The sequence below is a fragment of the Halomonas sp. 3F2F genome (genome assembly GCF_014897805.1).
Classification (GTDB): Bacteria; Pseudomonadota; Gammaproteobacteria; order Pseudomonadales; family Halomonadaceae; genus Vreelandella.
The window spans coordinates 1-22,040 of record NZ_JABUZE010000149.1 but is presented as its reverse complement, the minus strand read 5'-3'; the positions used below and the strand labels follow the sequence as shown (position 1 = coordinate 22,040).

Genomic DNA, 22,040 nt, shown 5'->3' with positions numbered 1-22,040 from the left:
AAAAGCGCCTGTTAGAAACAGGCGCTTGGCTGAGTTGGACAATAATGAGAAGCCTAACGCTGGCTGTAGAACGCTGGAAATTCTTTATTCAGCAGTGCATATGCTTTTAAAGAATATTAAACAAAGCGCCCTAAGCCTACCGCGGAACGTAAGCGATCCATGGTGACGGCGGCTTCTTCTCTAGCGCGATCAGCACCTTTTTGCAGCACCGCTTCAATATGTGCTGGGTCTTCCATGAGCGCGATGTAACGCTCGCGGGGTGCGGTTAAGTGCGCATTCAAGTAATCAAACACCTGGTTCTTAGCGTCGCCCCAGCCAATCCCTGCCACGTACTGCTCGCGTAGTGCAGCGGCTTCCTCATTGCTGGCAAACGCTGAGAATATCTGGAACAGCGTGCAGGTGTCTGGGTCTTTGGGCTCACCGGGTTCCAGTGAATTGGTTTTGATTTTGCGCACCAGCTTCTGCAGCTTTTTCTCGCTGGAGAAAAGCGGGATCGTATTGTTATAGCTTTTGGACATTTTGCGACCGTCCAAGCCCTTCAACACTTCGCCTTTTTCATCCACAACGGCTTCAGGCTGAACAAAATACTGGCCTTTAAACATGTGGTTGAAACGTCCAGCGATATCACGCGCCATTTCAATGTGCTGAATCTGGTCGCGCCCTACCGGCACTTTATTGGCATTAAACATTAAGATGTCGGCGGCCATTAACACCGGGTAACCGAACAAGCCCATGGTGACGCCTTTATCAGGGTCTTGGTCACCGGCTTCTTCATTTTCAGCGACCGCTGCTTTGTATGCGTGGGCGCGGTTCATCAGCCCCTTGGCGCATACACAAGACAGCATCCACATTAATTCGGGAATTTCAGCGATATCCGACTGACGATAAAAAATGGCGTTATCGGTATCTAACCCTAGCGCAAGCCACGTGGCGGCAATTTCCAGACGCGACTCTTGCACACGCTTCGGATCTTGGCATTTGATCAGCGCGTGATAGTCAGCAAGAAAGTAAAACGACTGTACATTGGGGTCTTGGCTTGCCTCAATGGCAGGCTTAATAGCCCCCACATAGTTACCAAGATGTGGCGTTCCGGTCGTGGTAATCCCGGTCAGCACGCGGGTTTTGGCTGTCTGACTCATAGTGTGGATCCAGCTGGATAAAGGTCAAAAAAGGTAAGTCATTGTACACTTAATGCCAAACTACCGTCGCCTGTGTCTGATGGCTTTCCTCACTCTCCTCTACTTTGATAAATACAGGTAGGCTCTGCGCCAGTAACGTTTCACTATCGGTATTGGCATTAGTAATAACCGCACCTAACGCCACTACCCAAGGTTGGCCGTCACGCTCAATGGGCGTAAATAAGCAACTATCGTGTTCGCAGTCATCGCCCAGCAGCGTGGTTAATGGGTGCGCTACGACATCTTCCCAGCGGAGAGTTTGATCGCTATTGATGGTGAGCACGTTGCTTCCCCACTCCAATTCACTAAAAGAAGCCACTGCTTGCGAGGCGGCTATTTCAGCGCGCATTTGCGCTAACGTCGACGCCCGGTAATTACTCGCTAAGCGTTCATCCACAAACGCAGATTGAACGCAGATAACGCCAATAATCAACGCGCTAGCTAACAGTGCCATCACCACAACTAGCGCAGCGCCCTGCTCCTGCGTTCGCGGTCTAAGCTGCATATCGCCTCCTTGCTCACACTCCATACATCTCATGGGCTAGCCGAAAACGTAGGCTGCAGAACAGCCTCTCGATGGGTAACGTGGAAATCGATATTGGCCCCTTGCCGACCTAATGGCAGTGACACCACGCTAACCCCATTGGTGGCGGGTGCTCCAAGCGGTTCATCCCGCTCACAGCTAGCGCCAGCGTCATAATCAAAGGTGACCAGCGGCTGAGCCTCCTGCATATCCTGAACCGTGCAGCGACAGCCAGACTCAATTACCACGCACTGCAAGCGAAAAAAAGGCGCTCCGTTTGAGTCGGTAGCGCCGTGCCTGCGTAGGGTGTCGGTAATCGATGTCGCCGCGTAAAGAAGCGCTTCCTGATTCCGCCCCAATTGATCCACCTGCTTAAACGTATGAAAGGTGCTTAAGAAAAGCTGTCCAGCACCTAGAATCACCACCATACCAATGGCCATGGCGACCAGTAGTTCTGTTAACGTAAAACCGCGCTGCACATCCATGGCAGGCCCACCTTTACGGCTGGTTGGGAAGTTGGAACACGTAGTTGAAGATATCGTCGGACTCATTAGGCTCAGTCCGCAAGCGCACCACCACATCAAACCGACAGCCTTGGCGCTCAATACGACTCTCTTGCCCCTGGGCATAGCCAAGCGCCGCCTGTTGACCTGCAAACCAATGGCTGTGCCATGCGGACTCAATGGTGGCTAACGGAATCGTGTCACAGTCTTGGTACGAGGAAAGTGCTGCCCATATCCGCTCTTGGGCATCTACCGCTGCGACGTTCGCTAGCGACTGCGTGTAGCCTGCACTAGCGCTTTGCAGTGCTGTCACCTGCATCGCGGCAACGCCTATCAGCCCAAACGCTAAAATCACCAGCGCGATAAGCGCCTCGATTAGCGAAAGGCCGCTTTGCCTAACCATTTACCAGCACGCCTCAGGCAGGCGCTCGCCCCGCGCATTAAATTGAATATCGCTGTTACAACCGTCAGTTTGAGATGTTGCCGCCGTCAGTAAAAACCCACCATCGTCCTCACTGCCGTCATCGGCCGTAATCATGTAATTACCATCGGGAGAAGAGGGAGTAAATGAGCAGTCGGCATAAGCGTATTGGCGGGAGTAGCAGCGCTCAAGCTCGGCGGCGGCCTGCAACAGGCCAGCATGGGCATCTGTGCGTAGCGAACGCTCAACATAGCGGGTGTAACTGGGGTAGGCAATGCCCGCCACTATGCCAATGATAGCGACGGCAATCAGCATTTCAATGAGCGTAAAACCGTGCTGACGAGCTTCCTGGCGCCCAGCACGGTTAGCAAAAGGCAAAGGCACTGAACGCGCTCCTGTATCAGTTGGCCCATACGCTGAGTATGTCGCAAACCGATAGGCTTTGCATCAGTCGCTTACAATCACCTGCTCACGCAGCTCTTTCGGCATAGAGAAGGTAATATTTTCTTCGCGGCCCTGCAGCTCAACAGGCACCTCTGCGCCAAACGTTTGCAGCTTGTCGATAACACCTTTCACCAGCACTTCTGGCGCACTGGCCCCGGCGGTGACACCAATACGGCTAACACCTTCTAGCCACGCTGGCGCAATTTGGTCGGCATTATCGATTAAATAGGCAGGCGTGCCCATCCGCTCGGAAAGTTCGCGCAGGCGATTAGAGTTGGAGCTATTGGGGCTGCCGACGACCAACACCAAGTCGCTATCTGCCGCTAGCTCACGCACCGCATCCTGGCGGTTTTGAGTGGCATAACAGATATCATCTTTGCGTGGCCCCTGGATCTCTGGGAACTTCTCCCGCAATGCATCAATCACCTTAGCGGTGTCATCCATCGAGAGCGTGGTTTGAGTCACAAACGCCAGCGCTGACGGGTCATTGACGGCTAACTTCGCCACGTCCTGCTCATCTTCGACCAGGTAAATCTGGCCACCGTGAGAAGTGTCGTAACGCCCCATGGTGCCTTCGACTTCCGGATGACCTTCGTGACCAATCAAAATGCACTCTTGGCCGCGCTTAGCATAACGCAACACTTCCAAATGCACTTTGGTAACCAATGGACAGGTCGCATCGAAGACTTTGAGACCACGCTGCTCAGCCTCTTGTTGCACGGCACGGGAGACACCGTGAGCCGAGAAAATCACGATCACGTCGTCAGGCACTTCATGCAGCTCTTCAACGAACACCGCGCCACGTTCGCGCAATGTTTCAACCACAAAGCGGTTATGTACCACCTCGTGGCGTACGTAAATGGGCGGACCGAAGACATCTAGCGCGCGGTTGACGATGTCGATCGCGCGATCCACGCCAGCACAAAAACCGCGCGGGTTCGCCAGCTTGATCTGTATTGGCTGAGAGGACTCTGATGACTGCATAAAAGCGCCTTGATGCAACTTGCATCGCCGGTTAAATGAAAACGAGTGCTTAAAATCAGTGTTTGGTGATGGGCGTTACGTTCAGCACATCGACTTCAAACGTCAACGTGCGACCTGCTAGCGGATGATTAAAATCCACTTCCACACGGTCGCCATCTATGGTTTTGACCACGCCAGGCAATTCCGTTCCCGCTTTATCAGCAAATGACATCACCATGCCGATTTCTGGCGCTTCATCACCGAAATCGGCGCGCTTCAGCGTTTGAATATTTTGCGGGTTATGCTGCCCAAAGGAGTGCTCAGGTGTGATTTGAAACGACCCGCTCTGGCCTGCGGCCATCCCTTTAATCGGGTGTTCGAAACCAGGTGGCAAGTTACCGTCGCCATACTGGAACGTCGCCGGGGCTTTCTCTTTGGTGGAATCGACTACCGTGCCATCTTCCAGCTTCAGCGTGAAGTGCAGGGTAATCTCCATACCATCATCAATTAGGTAGTCCATGGTTCCTCACTCGTCACTCTATGGCTTTCAATCACGCTGCTGTAGCGCGGCTTTCTTACGACGTCGATCACCCATTATCGACTCCCAAATTAACCCCACCGCTCCCAGCGTAATGCCGATATCCGCCACATTAAAGGCAGGATAGTACCAACCAGCGGCATGGAACGATAAAAAGTCCACCACATAGCCATGTACTAAACGGTCATACAGATTACCCAGGGCACCGCCAATAATCAGCGGCAACGCCACGGCCAGCAGCTTTTCATCGGCCTTAACGCGGGAAAGCCAGACGGTTAAGCCAATGCTGGCACCAATGGCAATCAGCGCAAAGAACCAGCGCTGCCAGCCGGGATGGTCCGCTAAAAAGCTGAACGCAGCGCCAGTATTGTGCAGCAGCGTTAGGTTGAAAAACGGCAGCACCTCAACGGGCTGGGCGTAATTCAACAAATGGCTGGCGGTGTATTTGGTCAGCAAATCTAACACGATGATCGCCACCGCTAGCCACAGCCAGCGCAGCGGCCGCCGCATCGGCGGCCGCTGGTGTGGATCATTGGTGGTTGACGCAGTGTTAGGCATAGTAACGAATCTCGCCGCTGCCTTCTGGAAGATTGCTGATACAGCGACCACACAGGTCGGAATGCTCAGCATGAGTGCCTACATCAGCACGATGGTGCCAGCAGCGCTCGCACTTCTGGTGCTCGCTTCCGCTAACCGCCACTTTCAAGCCTTCAAGCTCGGTGCTTTCTGCGTTGGCGGCATCCACTAGCGGTGCTAGATGGACTTCACTGGTGAGCATCACGAAGCGCAGCTCGTCGCCCAATTTAGACAGCGTAGCGTTCAGTTCATCGCTCACGTAAAGCGTAACTTCCGCCGCCAAGCTGCCCTTGATGACTTTGGCATTACGGGCGTCTTCCAAGCACTTGTTCACCGAATGCTTCACTTCCAGCACTTGCTCCCAGAAGGCACGGCCCAGCTCAGCGCCATCCTCTAAGGTGCCAAGCCCAGTGTAGTAAGTTTCCAGCAGTACGCTGTCGCCACGCTTGCCAGGAATATGCTCGTAGATCTCCTCAGCGGTAAACGACAGGATCGGTGCAATCCAGCGGCTCAGCGCTTCAACCACATGATAAAGCGCGGTTTGCGCGCTACGGCGGGCGAGTGAATCCGTTTGGGTGGTGTACTGGCGATCCTTGATGACATCCAGGTAGAAGCCGCCTAATTCCCGTGCGCAGAAACCGTGTACCTGCTGATACACATCCAGGAAACGGTACTCTTCATAGGCTTTTTCGATACGCCCCTGCAGCTGTGCCGCACGGTCAACCACCCACTGATCCAGTGCCAGCATATCGCCAAAAGCCACCTGATCGTTAGCCGGATCAAAACCGTTCAAGTTAGAAAGCAAAAAGCGTGCAGTGTTGCGGATACGACGATACACATCGGCGGTACGCTTCAAGATTTCATCCGACACCGCCATTTCACCGGAGTAGTCGGTAGACGCTACCCAAAGGCGTAAAATATCAGCGCCCAACTTATCCATCACACTTTGCGGCGCGACCACATTCCCCAACGATTTGGACTGCTTACGGCCCTGTGAATCGACGGTAAAGCCATGGGTTAGTAGCTGACGATATGGCGCATGACCATCAATCGCCGATCCGGTCAGTAGCGACGAATGGAACCAGCCACGGTGCTGGTCCGAGCCTTCCAGGTACAAATCAGCACGCGGGCCACTTTCATGACCATGAGGGTGCGAGCCACGCAGCACATGACGATGCGTGGAGCCGGAGTCAAACCAGACATCCAATGTATCGGTGACTTTGTCGTACTCAGCAGCTTCGGCACCGAGTAGCTCAGCGGGGTCGAGTTTAAACCACGCTTCAATACCCTCTTGCTCGACACGCTTAGCCGCCTCTCCCATCAACTCAACCGTCTTGGGGTGCAGCTCGCCCGTTTGCTTATGCAAGAAGAACGGAATCGGCACGCCCCAGTTACGCTGGCGGGAGATACACCAGTCCGGGCGATTAGCGATCATGCTATGCAAACGCGCCTTGCCCCACGCGGGGGTAAATTCGGTGGCTTCGATGCCTTCCAACGCCCGCTCACGCAGGGTTTTACCGTCTTTACCTTGAATATCCATGCCCACAAACCACTGGGCAGTGGCACGATAAATCACCGGGGACTTATGGCGCCAGCAGTGCATATAGCTGTGCTTGATGGGCGTGTGCGCCATTAGCGCATTAACCTCGCGCAGCTTCTCAACGATATGCGGGTTAGCTTTCCAGATCATCTGGCCGCCGAAGAACGGCAGATCATCAGCGTAAACACCGTTCCCCTGCACTGGGTTAAGCATGTCGTCAAAGCTCATGTCATGCTCACGGCAGGTGATAAAGTCATCCATACCGTAAGAAGGCGCTGAGTGAACGATGCCCGTGCTACCCACTTCGGACTCAACGTAATCCGCGAGGTAAACCGGCGAGAGGCGGTCATAGAACGGATGACGGAAATTGATTAGATCCAGCGCTGCACCTTGCGCGGTAGCGATTACGCTGCCCGTCAGCTCAAAACGCTCTAAACAGCTTTCCACCAGCTCTTCTGCGAGCAGCAGCAGGCGTTCGCCGGTATCCACGAGCGCATAGGTAAACTCAGGGTGAACGTTCAACGCCTGGTTAGCGGGGATTGTCCAAGGCGTGGTGGTCCAGATCACCACCGCCGCAGGCTTGGGCAATTCGCTTAGACCAAAGGCCGCCGCTAGCTTGTCGGCATCTTCTACCGGGAAAGCGACGTCGATGGCGTCGGATTTCTTATCGGCATATTCAACTTCCGCTTCAGCCAAGGCCGAGCCACAATCAAAGCACCAGTTGACCGGCTTTAGGCCTTTGAACACATAGCCCGCATCCACCATTTCCGCCAAGGCACGGATTTCGCCCGCTTCATTAGCGTAATCCATCGTGCGGTATGGGTGGTCCCAGTCACCGATGATGCCCAGGCGAACAAAGTCAGCTAGCTGCGTTTCGATCTGCGCACCGGCATATTCACGGCAAAGCTCGCGGGCTTTACCCGCGGCCAAATGTTTACCGTGGGTGGTTTCTACCTTGTGCTCAATAGGCAGACCGTGGCAATCCCAGCCTGGCACGTAAGGGGCATCAAAACCCGCCAGATTCTTCGACTTAACAATAATGTCTTTAAGGATTTTATTGAGAGCGTGACCAATATGGATGCTGCCGTTGGCGTAGGGAGGGCCATCGTGCAGAACAAACAGCGGCGCACCCGCGCGGGCATCGCGCAAGCGCTGGTATAGGTTCATATCCTGCCATTTAGAAACGCGCCCTGGCTCCTGCTTCGGCAGCATGCCGCGCATAGGAAAGTCGGTTTCTGGCAAGTTTAGCGTGTGCTTATAATCCATAGTCCGGTCAGCCGTCGTTAGCATCGGCGGCGTTATCCGCCGAAGAGAAATCAGAAGAAGCGGTCTCACGCCCAAGCGGGGCCGAGGCCAGCGGAAGAGAATTCATGCAGCCAGCACCCGCTGCTGCGAAGTAGCGGCGCGCTCTGGCTTGATCGTGTTCAATTTGCGTTTTTAGCGCATCAAAGTCGTCAAACTTCACTTCCCCACGCAAACGCGCGCAGGGGTAAACCGTCAGCCGCTGACCATAGAGGTCGCCTGAGAAATCCAACAGATGAACTTCCAGCGTGGGGCGTTTAGACCCCACCGTTGGCCGAAAGCCAACATTCGCTACGGCGGGATAACGCTGACCATTAGCCAGCTCGGCCACCACAGCAAACACGCCGCGCAGCGTTAATGGCTGAGGCAACAGCGGCAGGTTAGCAGTGGGCACACCAATAGTGCGCCCTAGCTGCTGGTCGCGTACCACACGGCCATGCAGCGAATACGACCTGCCCAGCAGGCGTGCAGCCACGTCAAAGTTACCGCTGGCCAGTAAGGTACGCACGCGTGAACTGGATACCCGCTCGTCATCAACTTTAAAGGTGCGCGTGTGCTCTACACCAAACCCTTCCACCTGCCCGACAGTTTTAAGCAAGGTGAAGTCGCCACGGCGGTCGCAGCCAAAGCGGAAGTCATCACCCACCACCAGATGCTTCACCCCCAAGCCCTTAATTAGCACTTGATCGATAAACTCGCGCCCGGTCAGGCTGCGCAAGGCATCGTTGAAAGGCAGGCACAGCACCTGTTCGGCACCATGATCACGCAGCAAGCGAACTTTTTCACGCAGGCGGGTAAGCCGCGGCGGTGCTTGATCACCAGCAAAAAACTCCCGCGGCTGAGGCTCAAACACCACCACGGTCAACGGCACCTTCAAGCGCGCCGCATGCTCACGGCACTGCTGCAGGATCGCCTGATGGCCGCGATGCACACCATCAAAATTACCGATGGTGGCAACGCAGCCCCGATGAGCCGCTGTCAGATTGTGCAGACCTCGAATGACGTGCATGGCACCTCTTTTTTAAAAGCCTTTTTTAAAAGCGTTTGATTATAACGAACGCGCTGATCAGGTGCAGGGGAAGATTACTTTCGCCCTGGCATCACCTTTTTAATCACCCTAACGCTGCCTATTGGCGCATCAGCTATTCATCTTAAAGTGACGCAGCCGCAGGCCAAACGCGGTCAACCAGGCAAAGTAAAGCCCGCCACCCAGCACGACTAACCCTGCTACCCAGCGAATGCGCTGCCACAGTTCAAAATCAAGCCACTCCTGCCAGTCGGGGGCAGCCAGATAAAGCGCAATACTCATCAACGCGCTACCGCCCACCAGTTGTACTGCGTAGCGTCCCCACCCCGGCTGAAAGATCAACACCTTCTGGCGATAGAGCAGATATCCCAGCAGCCCAGCATTTAAAAATGCCGACAGTGCAGTCGCCAATGCCAAGCCTGCGTGAGCAAGCGGCCAAATTAACAGCAGGTTGAACACCATGTTAGCCACCATGGCGATAATGCCCACTTTGACCGGTGTTTTAGTATCCTGACGAGCAAAGAAGCCCGGTGCTAACACCTTGATCAGCATAAACGCCACCAATCCAAAGGCGTAAGCGCGTAGGCTCATGGCGGCCATTTGAATATCGGTATCGGTCATTGCCCCGTAGTGGAACAAGGTAATCAAAAACGGTTCTGCCAGCACGGCCAGTGCCAGCGCGGCAGGCACCCCCAATAGCAGCACAACGCGAATGGCCCAGTCTAGCATCGCTGAAAAGTGTTCGGTGGACTGCTCCGCATGACGCTTGGAAAGTGCAGGCAAAATAATTGTGCCAATCGCCACACCGAAGACCCCAAGCGGAAGTTCGACCAACCTATCCGAATAGTACAGCCAAGACACGCTGCCCGCCGTTAACAACGAGGCCAACACCGTATCCAGCAGTAAGTTAATTTGCGATACCGATACGCCAAACAGCGCGGGAGCCATCAGCTTCAGAATGCGCTTCACGCCTTCGTGGGCAAAATTTGGCCACGGGGTCGGCAGCAACCCAAGGCGCAGCAAAAACGGCACCTGAAACGCTAACTGGGCAGCACCCGCAATCAACACCCCCCAGGCCAGCGCCATGGCGGGCTCTTCCATTAACGGCATTAGCAGTAGCGCCGCGCCAATCAGCGAAATATTCAGCAGCACGGGGGTGAACGCGGGTACCGCAAAGCGGTTCCAGGTATTCAGCACGCTACCCGAAAAAGCGGTTAACGAAATCAGTAGCAAATAGGGAAACGTCAGGCGCAGCATGTCGGCTGTCATGGCCAGCTTTTCGGGGTCGCGCCCGAAGCCGGGGGCAAATACCCACACCAGCCACGGGGCGCCCAGCATCGCCAACGCTGTTATTAGCGCCAAAATAGCCGTCAGGCTGCCCGCTACCGCATTCAGTAGCTCGCGAATTTCCTGCTTACTGCGCTGGGTTGAGTACTCTGAAAGCACCGGCACAAAGGCTTGGTTAAACGCCCCTTCGGCAAACAAACGGCGCAGAAAATTAGGAATTTTAAACGCAACGAAGAACGCATCCGAGCCGTTGCCTGCCCCCAAGAAGGTGGCAACCACCACATCGCGCACCAACCCCATCACACGCGACAACATGGTCATGGCACTGACCACTAACCCAGAGCGCATCAACCCGCGGCGCGGGGGCGACATATTTGCTTGCGGTGGCGTGTTGGCGGTCATCACTCAATCCATAGCGACTAAAACAAGAGACCCAAAGTCGCCGCGGGCAACGCGACGTATAGACACAAAAAAACCGGCCGCAGCCGGTTTTTTTATGGCGCCTGCCGGCTTACGCCGCCAGAGCCTTAATGCGCTTGTTCAAGCGGCTTTTCAGACGTGCAGCTTTCTTCTTAGAAAGAACGTCTTTATCAGCGATGCGGTCGACAACCGGCTGCATTGCCCGGAACTCTTCCATCGCTTTGCCATGATCGCCGGTGCTGATCGCTTTGATCACACGCTTGATGTAGGTGCGGACCATGCTGCGCTGGCTGGCTTTCAGGACGCGACGAGTCTCGGCCTGGCGGGCGCGCTTGCGTGCTTGCTTGCTGTTCGCCACAGGTATCTCCTTGGAGAATAAAGGTTGCCAATAAACGGCAACGGATTAACTATGTGTTTGTCGGTCGGCTTTCACCACGACATTTCCGTCAGAATCTTTCCACAATAACCAATTGATTTGGAAGCAATTAAAATACTACCAAATGGTGTAACGAGCAGTTCAAAATCTGCCCGTCCACGGGTCTTGTCTGAGAGGATGGCATAGTCTATCACGCGTTAAGCGGGCTTGCCAGCGCTTGTCAATGCTTTTCCCGCACAGATTGCCACTCACCCGTTATGGCAATGCCTGCCCCGTTGGCGCCAGAATTTTGCGCAGAAAACGCCGCGTCCGCTCATCTTGAGGATTGGTAAACAGCTCCTCAGGCGGCCCTTGTTCGACAATTTGTCCTTCATCCATAAACACCACCCGGTCGGCGACGTCTCTGGCGAACTGCATTTCATGGGTCACCACAATCATGGTTTGCTGCTCGGCGGCGAGCTGTTTCATTAAGCTCAGCACCTCTTCCACCCATTGCGGGTCCAGCGATGAGGTTGGCTCGTCGAATAGAATCACATCGGCATTCGCGGCCATCGCACGCCCAATGCCTACCCGCTGCTGTTGGCCACCGGACAGCGATGCTGGGTAAGCATCCGCCTTATCGGCCAAGCCAATGCGCTCTAAAATCTCCCTTGCCCGAGCGTGCGCCTGAGCCTTAGGCAGCTTATCAACGACAATCATGCCTTCGCTGATATTTTCTAACGCCGTTTTGTTGGCAAATAGCCCATAGTTCTGAAATACGAAAGCGGTTCGTCGGCGTAGCGCCAGAATATCGGCACGACTAGCACGCCGGGCATCGACCCTTAAGTCGCCTACCGTGATGTGTCCCGTTTCTGGGCGTTCTAGAAAGTTAATACAGCGCAGCAGGGTTGATTTACCGGTACCCGAGGGACCAATAATGACGATGATTTCACCCTGCTCCAGGTGCAAATCAACGTCGGTAAATACTGGCTGCTGGCCAAAACGCTTACTGACAGATTCGAGGGTGATCATCGCTGGTACGCCTTATTCAGATACGTTTCCAGACGGCGCTGGCCCCAGGAAAGCGCTTCCACCACCACCCAGTAAATAATCGCCACCAGCAGAAATGCTTCCAGATAGAGAAAGCTGCCCGAGGCTTCTTTTTGGGTAGCGCCCATCATTTCGGTAACACCCAGGGTAAACGCCAGGGAAGTCGCTTTAATCATATCGATGAAGTAGTTCATCAGCGTTGGCGTTGCCACGCGGGTGGCTTGAGGCAGAATAATCCGCCGCATCAATTGAGACTGGGTCATACCGATGGACAGCGCCGCTTCGGTTTGGCTGCGGTCAATACCGACAATCGCCGCGCGAATGGATTCCGCCATGTAGGCCGAAAAGTGCAGCGTTAAGCCCAGCACCGCTGCGGTCACCCCGTTGATGGAAATCAGCGCGTTAATCAGTTGGGGCAAGCCGTAATAGAACAAAAACAGCTGCACCAATAGCGGCGTTCCGCGAAAAAACGAGATAAACAGCATTGCCGCGCCGTTCAACACCGGCACTCGCGATACCCGGATGACCGCCAACAGGCAGGCAATGATCAGCGCCAACAACATGGCGATGCTCGCCATTTGCAGCGTTAACGGTAAATAGCTCAATAGGACCGGCAACAGGCCCCACATATACTCCACATTCAACATGGTTATTCCAAGGTCAGTTTCGCAACGTCGCTATAAGCGAAACGGCCGTGGCAGTGCCACGGCCGCAATCAGTTGCTGGTCGTCTAAAGATAAACGCCGCGATTATGGCTGGGTGATATCAGTATCGAACCATTTTTGCGATATTTCACCTAATGTACCGTTTTCACGCAGCTCTTCCAGGGCGGCATCTACGCGGTCACGCTGAGCACGGCCCTCTTCATCATCACGAAACGGCAGCGCGTTTTCTATGATGGTGAACGGCTGGCCAGCCAATGCAAGCGGCAAACCGCGCTCGCTGATCACCTGGCTGGCGCTAACGCGATCCATCACAAATGCATCGATACGGCCAAGCGCCACATCCTGCTCGACGTTGGATTCGTAGGTACGGATATCGATCTCATCGGCATTAGGCTGTTCACGCAGCAACTGCTCGTAGTTAGAGCCCAAGTTCACCGCAACGCTTTTGCCAGATAAATCTTCAACACCGTGAATGGTGTCATTACCTGCCCGCACAACAACCTGGGCACCATCGTAAACATACGGAGCGGTGAAGGCGTACTTCGCTTTGCGCTCATCGGTAATAGTGATTTGGTTGGCAATGGTATCAATGCGCCCAGACTCCAACATGCCCGCCAAGCCAGAGAAACTCGCTGTCACGAACTCAATCTCATCGCCAGTCACATCACCAACGGCGTTCATGACATCGACTTCAAAGCCTTTCAGTTCGTTTTGCTCAACAAACGTAAAGGGGAAATACCCCCCAGACATGCCGACGCGCAGCGTATCCGCGTAAGCAGCGGCAGACAGCACACTACCCACAACGCTAAGCGAAAGAACAGCAACAGCTTTTTTCCAACGGCTCACATTCGCCATATTCATTTTCCCCTCTAGGGCACCTAAGCCCCCTGCTTTAAACGTGGGCACCGGTTGCGACGTTCGTCGAGCATCTACCAGTGCAATGAGGCCAAGATACCAGCAAAAAAGAAATAATAAACAGCTTTCTTAGTCTTTTTTGGAATTTAGGATCAACCGGTGGTGCTATTGAAGATGACGTGCTCAGCACGTGTTCCACACATAACCACTCCTATCACCATTACTATTAGTATGCTTACACTTATACTCTAGTCCTTGTACTATACATTTATAAGGTGATTTGCAGACTGGGGAGATAATCGTGGCAACTAAACCTGATGCAGAACAAAGATTTGCAGCACAAACAGTGCGTTACACACGTCGCGCCTACCAAGCGTCATTGAGCCGAGGCCAGAAAGTCGTGGAAATCGCCAACGGAAATCTTGTCGAAACGCGCCCCGATGGCAGCACTTATGTGTTGAAAAAAGCACCCGCTAAACACAAAATTCCTGTAGGCGTGAAGCTGAAGGTGACCTAATGGATCCAACACCAAGGTTGAGAATGTTTGCTGGCCCCAATGGCTCAGGCAAAAGCACCATTCAGAGTGTCATACCTGCACATCTGAAAGGGGTTTACATCAACCCAGATGATATTGAACAAAGCGCCAAGGACACAGGCGCTATCTATTTTGGTGATTATTCTGTCGACATTTCAAAAGCGGATATCAAACACTATTTCTATCAATCGCCTTTAACACGAAAAGCGTCTCTGGCACCTCTGCTTGAAACATTACTATTTGAAGACAACTGCCTTTCCTTTTGTAAAACCGAACCAAACTCCTATATCGCTTCAATTGCCTCATCGCTCATTCGTGATCAGCTTATCGCCTCTAGAATTAGTTTTACGTTTGAAACTGTAATGTCATCAGAAGACAAGATAGAAGTATTACAGGCATCCCGTGCAGCAGGTTTTAAAAACTATCTCTACTACATTGCCACCGACGACCCAGACATTAACGTCCAACGAGTTCACAACCGAGTAGAATCGGGAGGACACACCGTACCAGAAGATAAGATTCGTCAGCGTTACCATCGTTCACTCGACTTATTAATAAATGCCATCAAGCTTGCTGATCGAGCGTTTATATTCGATAACTCAGGTAATGAAGACATATGGCTAGCAGAAGTAACTCCGGAAGGAGAAATTGAACCTAAAGCGGAAGAAATACCCGACTGGTTTTACCGAAGCGTTATACAGAAGCTCACTCCTGCCTATTAAGAAGCTAGCTCACGTCTGGACTTTTTCTCCGTTGCGGAAGCCCCCATTCTTAGCAGAGTGAACGAGAAGGCGAGCAGAAATGATGCCTCAGATGGCTAAACCTTGGCCTTACCAGAAATAACGGCTTTAAACCCTGCCTTGGTGATCGGCTGCTGATTGACGTCAACCACCTTGCCGCCTAAACGGGCCAATGATTTGGCAAGAGAAACCAACCGCGCAAGCTGGAGCTTGCTGGGCGAAAGAGAGCGACCACTCTCATTCACCTTAATAGTGACACCCTTAATTAAGTACTGGCTATTATCATCGGTAAAAGAAGGAAGTTGCCCAGGAGGAAAGGCGTTTTCAACAACGATAGGGTTACGTGAAGACTCCCCCATCACCGTAAAGGCTTTCGTACTAGGCTCATACACCGCTCCCGCAGATGCCAGCGCTACGCTTAAGCGCTCGTTTAGCCCAGGTGAAGGGGTTTCAAACAGCACTTGCACGCCCCAAGAAGTACCGCCCTCATTCGCCAGCGTGGGAACATCATCCGCTTGCATTTTAGCGCCCATCGAAAGCTTTCTGGGCCGATCAGCAGGCTGGGAAGCGCTTCTAAACTCGCCGCTAAGAATTAAATACATAGCAACAAAGCCACAGGTCAGGCTAACCCACATCGTACCAATCGCCACCACTAGCGCGAGCGTATAAGTATCCATACTATTTTTATTATCCCTGCGGCACCCGCAGCGCCTCTAAGCCTCAGTCTATAAAACACCCTGTTGTTGCTAGCACGGCCCAAAATGAGCCTGCTAAGTGATTATGGTAGAAAAGCGCGTCATCACAAGCCACCCTTGGTCTATAGCACCTTTCAAGCTACCCCAACATCACTTGCGTATGCACCACGCCGCTATACCCGAGTAACCCACCGCACCGTCATTCCCGAGTAACCCTCCGCACCGTCATGCCCGAGTAACCCACCACACCGTCATTCCCGAGTGGGGTTATCGGGAATCCATTCTGACCTTTGCCCGATACTACCCAGCAGCCTGCCTCACCATGGATTCCCGCTAAGGGCATGCGGGAATGACGAACCTGGGGCGTAACCTCTGTGAGTGGCGGGTGCAAGCTACCCCAACATCGCCTTAGTATGCTCGCGCTGCTGCTTCACCGCACCATCTAATATACCCAGCAGCTTTTCATAATCCTCCGGCATCGCTTTATCCATGCCGGTGTCTTCAAAGCGTTGTAAAGTGGCTTGAGTGTCCGCTATGACAGTTTGCAGCTCATCGATAACGTGTTGTTGTTCTTCATTAGTCATACGTCACCTCAGTAAAAAAAACCGGCCCCCAAAGGGAGCCGGTTTAGTGTACTACTTAGTGATACAGCAAATGCTCTATCGAAACTAAGCCTCAGATTAACCCAGCAGTGAAAGAACGTTCTGCGGAATCTGGTTGGCCTGTGCCAATACAGAAGTACCAGCCTGCTGCAGGATCTGCGCGCGAGTCATATTGGCGACTTCTACCGCGTAGTCAGCATCTTCGATGCGCGAACGAGCTGCAGAGAGGTTAGTCTCATTGGTGCTCAGGTTGGTAATGGCTGATTCAAAACGGTTCTGCACAGCACCCAGCTCAGAACGCAGGCTGTCCAAGGCTTCCAGCGGGTTTTTGGTGGCGTCCGCATCGCTAAGCGCTTCTTGAGTCAGATCACCATCTTCGGTAATGAAGATTTCATTTGCAGCACCATCAGTGATCTTGCCATTGTCATTAACATAGACAGAGGCAGCAGCTGAATCGGAAAGAGTGAAGTCTCCTTCAAACCCGGAAGTAAAGACAGCTGCGCCGCCACCACCGAGGGCATCAGTCACCGCATTAGCGTTACTAATATTATACTGATTAGCAGCTGTACCTTCACCGTCTAAGTCTACATCGTAAGCGTTAGTTGTATCGTCTTGAATCTGATTCTGAAGATCTTCAAAGGCGATGGTTTCGTTTTCAGTATCTACTCCGGCGCCACCGTTCGCACTATAAACCGTATCGTCTGCAGTACGGCCTCCTTCAGCAAGCTCACTGACCAAGTCTTCAATCGTAGCGACAGGATCGCCGCCCGTATTTGTTACGCTTAGATCAGCAGAACCAGCGGTACCCGTCAGGTATAAGTTTTCGCCTGTAGAGGCAAGCGTTAGTGCACCAGAAGATGAAACGTTAACTTCTTTGTCATCACCACCTAAGTTTACGGTGTTAGGCCAAGATCGGTGGCTAAGTTACCAGCATTTCCATCTACAGCTACGCCAGCACGGTCGAAGCTGAAAGTGTTAGTGTCAGCGTCGAGAGTGTATACAGTATCGGTAGTACCCGGATCTAAAGTAATTTCAGCGCCATCTTTCAGATTCTGGAACACATCACCAACGTTAGAAGCGGTGTTGAACGCTGCGTTTGTATACTCGTTCAAAGTCATTGGCACGTAGGTCTTGAATCGACGCAGCTTTATTGGCGGTACCCGTACCGTTCACATTAAAGCCGCCTAAATTCAATGTTTCAGCATTGATCTGCTGTAGGTTGACAGAAATGGTCTGGCCATCGTTAGCACCTACCTGAATTTTCAGGCCGCTATCTTCTGCCAGCACTTTAGTGCCGTTGAAGTCAGTTTCTTCAGAGATACGGTTAATCTCATCCAGGCGCTGATTAATTTCGTCTTGGATGGAACCCAGGTCAGACTCAGAGTTAGTACCGTTTTGAGCCTGAACAGACAATTCACCTGATTCAGCGCGCCTTCAGCGGTTTGCGCAATGGAGATACCATCGTTAGCGTTACGCTGAGCCTGGCCGAGACCGGTGATCTGTGAAGAGAAGCGGTTAGCGATGGCTTGGCCAGCTGCGTCGTCTTTAGCGCTGTTGATACGCAGGCCAGAGCTCAAACGCTCCATAGAGGTTTGCAGCGAGTTTTGTGATTTGGACAGGTTGGACTGGCCAATCATGGAAGTAATGTTGGTATTGATCACTGACATGGTGTGATTCTCCTTGCATGAACACTGGCCGGAAGGCCTGCTATTCGGCCACTTTGTGCGCCGTTATTAGAATTAACGGCACAGTGAGAAGAATCTTTAGGGCGGTTAGTAAAAAAAGATGTAATGTTTGGTAACTGTAGGGTGAGAGGCTTACTTTTACGTGGGCAACAAAAGGGCGGCTTACGCCGCCCATTGCGGGTGCCTCGCTTCGCTCGTTACACCGCACTACTTATCTGTGGCTACTCAACCGAAGCGTTAAGGTTATTTCTTGCGGCCTAACTGATTATCCAGGGCATCAAACTGCTGGGTGAGGTAGCTGCTCATGCTGTTCATCTGGGCAATCATCGCATCTAGCTGACCGAACTGGGTGCGGTAGCGGGAGATGGTGCCTTCAATGGTTTTTTCCATACGCTCGAAACGGTCGTCCAAGCTTTTAACACGGTTTTCCGCGCCGCTAATCGCTAGTTTTACCACGCCATTGTTGCCCAGCATCTGTTCGATTGTAGTGTTTAGCCTACCCGCCATGCCGTCGCCCTCGTTTTCACCGGCAAAAAAGTCATTGAGGGCCTGGGGGTTATTGGCAACCAAGTCATCTAGCGTCTCCTCATCGACCTTGAGCTTGCCATCTCGCTGCAGAGTGATGCCTAGCTGGTTAAGGGTCGACAACTCACCGCCTTCTACCCCGCCGGTTAATACACTGCGCAGCCGGGATTCGATGGTGCGCACGGTGTTATCGCCCAATAGCTCGCCAGCGGTTTCGCTATCGCCGGTAAAGCTAGTGAGCTTGCCAATGGTGCCTTTTAAGTCGTTAAACGCTTTTACAAAGCCATTAATCGCTTCGCGCTGCTTTAGCGTGTCGCGCTCAATATTAATGGTGCTGGAAGCCGTTTCGCCGTCCACGATATTGAGTTCAGCAAGATTTAGCGTTACGCCTTGAATCGCGCCTTCAACACTGTTTTCTGCACTACTAATCGCAATGCCATTAACCGTAAGCGCGGCATTTTCACCTGGGCGTTTTGTTAGCGCATCTTCAGCAAAGGGGCCGGGGAGCACGGCGCCATTGGTATCAACAAAGCTAAAGCTTTCAATAGAAGCGTCTGCGCCAGTGGTTTTAGAGCTAAGTGCCAGCCGGTAGCCCGTGCCATCATTGATAATCGTGGCGTTAACACCAGCTTCTTTATCAGCGTTAATGGCATCACGAATATCTGCAAGGCTACTGCCTTCTGCGATGTTGATATCGACGCTCTCCCCATCGCCAAAGGTCAGCTGCATTGCGGTGGCCCCTTGTAGATCCAGGGCGGCGTCCCGCTCTGCCACGCGGTTTGAGGCCAGCGTACCAGAGGTGGCCAACTGGCTGACCTCTACCCGGTAGCTGCCCGGCAGCGCATCAGCGGCAGCAGTCGCTTTAATGGCATCGCCACGCACATTGGCGGAAAGGCTTTGGTAGAGCTTGGGGTCATTGATTTTGGCGACCGCATCTTGAAACGAGTTCAGCGACGTTTGAAGTTGACCGAAAGCAGAAATTTTCGCCTGCTGCTGTTTCTTTTGAAGCGTAATCGGCGCGAGTTTGCCTCGCTCAGCCGCTTGAAGCTGATCAAGCAAACCAGTGAGATCAAGGCCAGAACCAACGCCAAGAGAGGTTATCGTCGCCATGCGGGGGTATTCCTCAGTGCAAAAGGCTAAACCACAAGACCCAGGCACGCATGCGCACGCCCGTTTATTTAATAGCACTGCTATCGGCAGAAAAGCGCACAACTTTAGCGCCTTTTCGCGCTTTCGCCGATTTTCATACTTTTTTACTAGAAATGAGAATTTTCTAATGAAAACGCCTGCAGGAAGCAGGCGTTAGCGTAGGCGTTCAACAACCACCAAATTACTTTAGCGACTATTTACGCCCAAGCTGAGCGTCAAGGGCATCAAACTGCTGGGTTAAATAGTTGCTGGTTTGGTTCATCTGGGCAATCATGCCGTCTAACTGGCCGAATTGAGTGCGATAGCGGGAAATGGTCTGCTCAATAGACTGCTCCATATTCAGATAGCGCTCACCCAGAGATTCTTTGAGGCTTTCCGCACCGCTAATCGCCCCCGACACTCTGCCGTTGGAACTAAGCAGCTGCTCTATTGTGGTGTTAAGCTGCCCCGCCATGCCTGACTCATCCGCATCGCCAGCAAAGAAGGTTGAAAGTGCCTCCTGATTATTGGCAATGGCGTTATCAAGCTTGTCGCTATCAACTTCAAGCGTGCCATCGCGCTGTAAAGAAATGCCGATATCGCTGAGCATGGAAAATTCGCCTTCCACGCCACCGCTGAGCACGCTGCGCATGCGAGACTCAACGATACGGACAGTGCCATCACCTAGCAGATCACCCGCAGCACCGGTTTCAGAATTGAAACTGGTCAGCGCGCCGATGGTGCCCTTGAGGTCGTTATAGGCATCGACAAAGCCCGTAATCGCTTCACGAACAGCGCGTGTATTCTGCTCGACTGCCACGGTGCTATCGCCCTCATCTTGAAGGTTAAGCGTCACGCCTTGAATCGCCCCTTCAACCTGATTGGTAGGGCTGGTAATAGCAATGCCATTCACCGTCAACGCGGCATCGGTGCCTGCTTGCAGGGTGTTATCGGTGTCGGCGGCGAAGGGCGCTGTGCCTGCATCAGAAAAGCTAAAGCCGGTAATAGAGGCATCCGCACCGGTTTCGCTGGAACTAAGCGCCAGCCGGTAGTTGGTGCCGTCGTTCACAATGGTGGCGTTAACGCCTGAATCCTCACTGGCATTAATCGCATCGCGAATATCTTCCAGGCTGCTATTCGCACCGATGGTGACGTCTTTACTGGCCCCATCACCGAATGTGAAGGTTAGCGTTTGCTCAGTGGTCGTTTGCGGCGCGTCCAGTTGATCAACACCTGTGGAAGCCAGCGTGCCACGAGTAGCGAGTGTATCAACGGTGACATTGTAACTACCGGGCTGCGCTTCGCCATCTGCCGTGGCAGTAATGGCATCGCCTCCCACATTCGTGGAAAGGCTTTCATACAGCGCACTGTCGTTTAACTCAGCGGAGGCAGTTTGAAATTGGGAGAGCGCACTTTGCAGCTGACCATAAGCAGAAATCTTGGTCTGCTGGGTTTCCAGTTGACGCTCTATAGGCTTCAGCTTCCCTCGCTCAGCATCTTGCAGTTGATCCAGCAAGCCGTTGAGGTCGAGCCCTGAGCCAATACCGAGTGATGAAATGGAAGCCATAAGTTACTGCCCTTTTTTTAAATAACGCCCAACACGCTGGCGCTGCTCATACGTAAGAATGTGATTTATATTTAATACTATCGACCATTAAAGCTTAGACTTGAGCCTATTTGGCTTTTTTTACGTACTAAAAAGTAATGAATTGTAAAGAATGACGCTTACATAAAGCTAAAAAGGCATAACACCATCAATTTTAATTAATACTTTTTGCTTTTCCCCTAGCGGCCCACATGTTGAATTATCTAGATGACAGAAATATGTCAGAAAAAGGTCGGCGGTTGCTTTGACACCAATCCATCATAGACCTTGGTCTAATGCCCGCATTGCTTTATAATGCACTGCAACAAGCCCATTTTGGGGCTGTTTGCAGGAGAACGACTTATGCCTTCCGAGGTGTCACAACCCGCATCCACCGTAGTGTCTGCCGCTTATCATGTGCAGCGCAGCCTACGCCACTGCCTTTCTACCGTTGCCGAGCTGCTTTACGATAACGGCCATGTGCTCGAAACCATTACCTTGCCGCAGCGTGGCCTCGCCCGACGCGAGCTGGCTCATTTGAAGGGGCATTGCCCTAGTTGGAAAACATGCCAACGGGTGCTTGAAGAGAGCGGTGCCGCTGAATTTAATGATTACGACCGCTTCGTACTGACGTCTATGGGGCGGGAGCTAATGTTTGATATGTTTGGTCAGGGTGCTGCCGACTGCGCGTAATCGCGTTTGCTTTGCTCTGCACGTTCTAAATACGACGCTCTAAATACGACGTTTTAAATACAAAGCGCCCGCAGCCCCTTGAAAAAAGAGCTGCGGGCGCTTTTCTATTAGCGTGATGTGCTTAGCGCAGTCCAAGCAGCGATAGAATAAACAGCACAACAACGTAAGCGTTCATCCTACGACGTAGTTGACCTACTTCACGTCA

At 52.8% G+C, this 22,040-nt stretch carries 24 protein-coding genes and 1 pseudogene; 3 read left to right on the top strand and 22 right to left on the bottom strand.

Annotated elements, in window-relative coordinates; translation table 11 throughout:
• Positions 1-116 precede the first annotated feature (116 nt).
• The 15 genes from INT21_RS16070 to INT21_RS16000 form a co-directional block, all read right to left on the bottom strand.
• A complete protein-coding gene (locus INT21_RS16070) occupies positions 117-1,139 on the bottom strand; it encodes a tryptophan--tRNA ligase (protein WP_193060811.1) in 1,023 nt (340 codons plus the stop codon).
• Between the two features lie 49 nt (positions 1,140-1,188).
• A complete protein-coding gene (locus INT21_RS16065; RefSeq protein ID WP_226912668.1) occupies positions 1,189-1,683 on the bottom strand; it encodes a pilus assembly PilX family protein in 495 nt (164 codons plus the stop codon).
• A gap of 29 nt (positions 1,684-1,712) precedes the next feature.
• Positions 1,713-2,186, bottom strand: coding sequence for a PilW family protein (locus tag INT21_RS16060; protein ID WP_193060809.1), 474 nt, complete (start codon positions 2,184-2,186; stop codon positions 1,713-1,715).
• A 13-nt stretch (positions 2,187-2,199) separates the two neighbouring features.
• Complete coding sequence (locus INT21_RS16055; protein ID WP_193060808.1) at positions 2,200-2,607, bottom strand: type IV pilus modification PilV family protein; 408 nt, start codon at positions 2,605-2,607, stop codon at positions 2,200-2,202.
• A complete protein-coding gene (locus INT21_RS16050; RefSeq protein WP_193060807.1) occupies positions 2,608-3,009 on the bottom strand; it encodes a type IV pilin protein in 402 nt (133 codons plus the stop codon). It abuts the gene before it with no gap.
• A gap of 63 nt (positions 3,010-3,072) precedes the next feature.
• Positions 3,073-4,053, bottom strand: a complete 981-nt coding sequence (gene ispH / locus INT21_RS16045; protein WP_038478382.1) for a 4-hydroxy-3-methylbut-2-enyl diphosphate reductase — start codon at positions 4,051-4,053, stop codon at positions 3,073-3,075.
• A 55-nt stretch (positions 4,054-4,108) separates the two neighbouring features.
• Positions 4,109-4,552: an FKBP-type peptidyl-prolyl cis-trans isomerase gene (gene fkpB, locus INT21_RS16040; protein ID WP_038478384.1), complete on the bottom strand. Its 444-nt coding sequence runs from the start codon at positions 4,550-4,552 to the stop codon at positions 4,109-4,111.
• 27 nt (positions 4,553-4,579) lie between these two features.
• A complete protein-coding gene (gene lspA, locus INT21_RS16035; RefSeq protein WP_089040749.1) occupies positions 4,580-5,128 on the bottom strand; it encodes a signal peptidase II in 549 nt (182 codons plus the stop codon).
• On the bottom strand, positions 5,121-7,952 hold the full coding sequence (gene ileS / locus INT21_RS16030; protein WP_193060806.1) for an isoleucine--tRNA ligase: 2,832 nt from the start codon (positions 7,950-7,952) through the stop codon (positions 5,121-5,123). Before ileS ends, lspA begins: the two co-directional genes overlap by 8 nt.
• Before the next feature lie 7 nt (positions 7,953-7,959).
• Positions 7,960-8,997 (bottom strand): bifunctional riboflavin kinase/FAD synthetase, encoded by a 1,038-nt coding sequence (gene ribF, locus INT21_RS16025; RefSeq protein ID WP_120386314.1) that lies wholly within the window; start codon positions 8,995-8,997, stop codon positions 7,960-7,962.
• Between the two features lie 129 nt (positions 8,998-9,126).
• Complete coding sequence (murJ, locus tag INT21_RS16020) at positions 9,127-10,704, bottom strand: murein biosynthesis integral membrane protein MurJ (RefSeq protein WP_089040746.1); 1,578 nt, start codon at positions 10,702-10,704, stop codon at positions 9,127-9,129.
• A gap of 109 nt (positions 10,705-10,813) precedes the next feature.
• Positions 10,814-11,080: a 30S ribosomal protein S20 gene (gene rpsT / locus INT21_RS16015; protein WP_009722795.1), complete on the bottom strand. Its 267-nt coding sequence runs from the start codon at positions 11,078-11,080 to the stop codon at positions 10,814-10,816.
• 273 nt (positions 11,081-11,353) lie between these two features.
• Positions 11,354-12,109 (bottom strand): amino acid ABC transporter ATP-binding protein, encoded by a 756-nt coding sequence (locus INT21_RS16010; protein ID WP_193060805.1) that lies wholly within the window; start codon positions 12,107-12,109, stop codon positions 11,354-11,356.
• Positions 12,106-12,774 carry an amino acid ABC transporter permease gene (locus tag INT21_RS16005; RefSeq protein ID WP_089040744.1) on the bottom strand — a complete coding sequence of 223 codons (669 nt, stop codon included), beginning with the start codon at positions 12,772-12,774 and terminating at the stop codon, positions 12,106-12,108. Before INT21_RS16005 ends, INT21_RS16010 begins: the two co-directional genes overlap by 4 nt.
• Before the next feature lie 102 nt (positions 12,775-12,876).
• Positions 12,877-13,647, bottom strand: coding sequence for an amino acid ABC transporter substrate-binding protein (locus tag INT21_RS16000; RefSeq protein ID WP_193060804.1), 771 nt, complete (start codon positions 13,645-13,647; stop codon positions 12,877-12,879).
• A 301-nt stretch (positions 13,648-13,948) separates the two neighbouring features.
• On the opposite strand from INT21_RS16000, the gene INT21_RS15995 reads away from it, so the two are divergent.
• Together INT21_RS15995 and INT21_RS15990 are read left to right on the top strand one after the other, a co-directional pair.
• Positions 13,949-14,164 carry a hypothetical protein gene (locus INT21_RS15995; protein ID WP_193060803.1) on the top strand — a complete coding sequence of 72 codons (216 nt, stop codon included), beginning with the start codon at positions 13,949-13,951 and terminating at the stop codon, positions 14,162-14,164.
• On the top strand, positions 14,164-14,904 hold the full coding sequence (locus INT21_RS15990; RefSeq protein ID WP_193060802.1) for a zeta toxin family protein: 741 nt from the start codon (positions 14,164-14,166) through the stop codon (positions 14,902-14,904). The genes INT21_RS15995 and INT21_RS15990 overlap by 1 nt, the downstream gene beginning before the upstream one ends.
• A 95-nt stretch (positions 14,905-14,999) precedes the next feature.
• On the opposite strand, the gene INT21_RS15985 is transcribed toward INT21_RS15990, so the two are convergent.
• The 7 genes and pseudogenes from INT21_RS15985 to fliD (INT21_RS15965) all read right to left on the bottom strand — a co-directional run bounded on the left by INT21_RS15985 (position 15,000) and on the right by fliD (INT21_RS15965) (position 21,124).
• Positions 15,000-15,599: a hypothetical protein gene (locus INT21_RS15985; RefSeq protein WP_193060801.1), complete on the bottom strand. Its 600-nt coding sequence runs from the start codon at positions 15,597-15,599 to the stop codon at positions 15,000-15,002.
• A gap of 410 nt (positions 15,600-16,009) precedes the next feature.
• The gene (locus INT21_RS15980; RefSeq protein ID WP_193060800.1) at positions 16,010-16,201 is read right to left on the bottom strand and encodes a hypothetical protein; all 192 of its coding nucleotides are present in this window, start codon (positions 16,199-16,201) and stop codon (positions 16,010-16,012) included.
• Positions 16,202-16,297: 96 nt separating this feature from the next.
• Positions 16,298-16,957: a flagellin gene (locus tag INT21_RS20470; RefSeq protein WP_226930675.1), complete on the bottom strand. Its 660-nt coding sequence runs from the start codon at positions 16,955-16,957 to the stop codon at positions 16,298-16,300.
• A 155-nt stretch (positions 16,958-17,112) separates the two neighbouring features.
• Positions 17,113-17,280: a hypothetical protein gene (locus INT21_RS20465; protein ID WP_226930674.1), complete on the bottom strand. Its 168-nt coding sequence runs from the start codon at positions 17,278-17,280 to the stop codon at positions 17,113-17,115.
• Positions 17,281-17,290: 10 nt separating this feature from the next.
• Positions 17,291-17,856, bottom strand: a pseudogene (locus INT21_RS20460) (flagellin N-terminal helical domain-containing protein).
• Between the two features lie 291 nt (positions 17,857-18,147).
• Positions 18,148-19,539 carry a flagellar filament capping protein FliD gene (fliD, locus tag INT21_RS15970; RefSeq protein WP_193085464.1) on the bottom strand — a complete coding sequence of 464 codons (1,392 nt, stop codon included), beginning with the start codon at positions 19,537-19,539 and terminating at the stop codon, positions 18,148-18,150.
• Between the two features lie 232 nt (positions 19,540-19,771).
• Positions 19,772-21,124: a flagellar filament capping protein FliD gene (gene fliD, locus INT21_RS15965; protein ID WP_193060798.1), complete on the bottom strand. Its 1,353-nt coding sequence runs from the start codon at positions 21,122-21,124 to the stop codon at positions 19,772-19,774.
• Between the two features lie 381 nt (positions 21,125-21,505).
• Here fliD (INT21_RS15965) and INT21_RS15960 point away from each other — a divergent pair, with 381 nt between their 5' ends.
• A complete protein-coding gene (locus INT21_RS15960) occupies positions 21,506-21,835 on the top strand; it encodes a hypothetical protein (protein WP_193060797.1) in 330 nt (109 codons plus the stop codon).
• Positions 21,836-22,040: the final 205 nt, after the last annotated feature.